This is a genomic window from Ralstonia sp. A12, from assembly GCF_000801955.1.
Classification (GTDB): Bacteria; Pseudomonadota; Gammaproteobacteria; order Burkholderiales; family Burkholderiaceae; genus Ralstonia.
This window is the reverse complement of record NZ_JSZO01000021.1, coordinates 1-1,335: the sequence shown is the minus strand read 5'-3', so window position 1 is coordinate 1,335 and position 1,335 is coordinate 1. Positions and strand designations below refer to the sequence as shown.

The 1,335-nt window shown below is 62.9% G+C and carries 1 protein-coding gene; it reads left to right on the top strand.

Annotated elements, in window-relative coordinates; genetic code table 11:
• Positions 1–93 precede the first annotated feature (93 nt).
• A protein-coding gene (locus tag PI87_RS21350; RefSeq protein WP_157003192.1) for an IS3 family transposase occupies positions 94–1,304 on the top strand; the annotation gives its coding sequence in 2 pieces (ribosomal slippage) (positions 94–418 and positions 418–1,304; 1,212 coding nt in all).
• The last annotated feature ends 31 nt before the right edge of the window (positions 1,305–1,335 follow it).

Sequence of the window (1,335 nt, the reverse complement as noted above, 5' to 3'; positions counted from 1 at the left end):
TGGAGCAGCCCCCTGAATCCCCGGACACAGTCACCCACTTAAACTACGGGTAGGCATACGACTGTGTTTATGACTAGCAGCAACCAAGAAGTGATGGAAGTGTTGACGGGCCCGGAGCGCCGCCGGCGGTGGTCGGTGGAAGAGAAGCTGGCGATGGTCAGGGAGAGCTTCGAGCCGGGTAAGACGGTCTCGATGGTGGCGCGCCAGCACGGTGTGAATCCGAATCAGGTGTTCCAGTGGCGCAAGCTGTACCAGGACGGGAGCCTGTCGGCGGTGAGTGCGGGCGAGGAAGTAGTGCCGGCCTCGGAGTTGGCCGAAGCCCTCAAGCAAGTCCGTGAGTTGCAGCGCATGCTCGGCAAGAAGACGATGGAGAACGAGATTCTTCGCGAAGCTGTGGAATACGGTCGGGCAAAAAAGTGGATTGCGCGCTCGCCATCGTTGCCAGGGGACGACCAGTGAAGCAGGTCTGCGAAGTCCTCGGCGTAGCGCGCTCGAATGTGGCGGCCAAGCGCACTCGACCTGCTGACTGGCGCGACGGGCGCACGGCTCGGCAAACGGACGATGCTGACTTGGTGGACGAAATCCGGCACGTCATCGCAGACTTGCCGAGCTATGGCTACCGGCGCGTCTGGGGCAGATTGCGGCGCGAACGTGAGCGTCGATGCGAGGCGCCAGTCAACGCCAAGCGGGTCTACCGGGTCATGCGTGTGCACGGCCTGCTGCTTGAGCGCAGGCCGAGGCCACCGCGCCCCGAGCGCCGGCATGACGGCAAGGTCGCTGTGGGCAAAAGCAACCAGCGCTGGTGCTCCGATGGCTTCGAGTTCCACTGCGACAACGGCGAGCCGCTGCGCGTGACGTTCGCGCTGGATTGCTGTGACCGCGAGGCGATGAGCTGGGTGGCGACAACGGGTGGCTATAGCGGCGACGTGGTACGCGACGTGATGCTGGCGGCCGTCGAGCAGCGCTTCGGCAATGTTCCAAAAGCACCAGCGGAAATTGAATGGCTGACGGACAACGGTTCAGGCTACATTGCCGGCAAGACCCGCGAGTTCGCCACGGACATCGGCCTGAAGCCGTTGACGACGCCGGTTTGCAGCCCGCAGAGTAACGGCATGGCTGAGAGCTTCGTCAAGACGATGAAGCGCGACTACGTGGCCTTCATGCCGAAGCCCGACGCCGCAACGGCCGCGAGCAACCTCGCCATCGCTTTCGAGCACTACAACGAGCAGCATCCCCATAGCGCGCTGAAATATCGCTCCCCACGCGAGTTCAGGCGCAGGACGGAATTATCAACTCAAGTGTGAGACGGTGTCCGGGGATACGGGGGCAAATCCA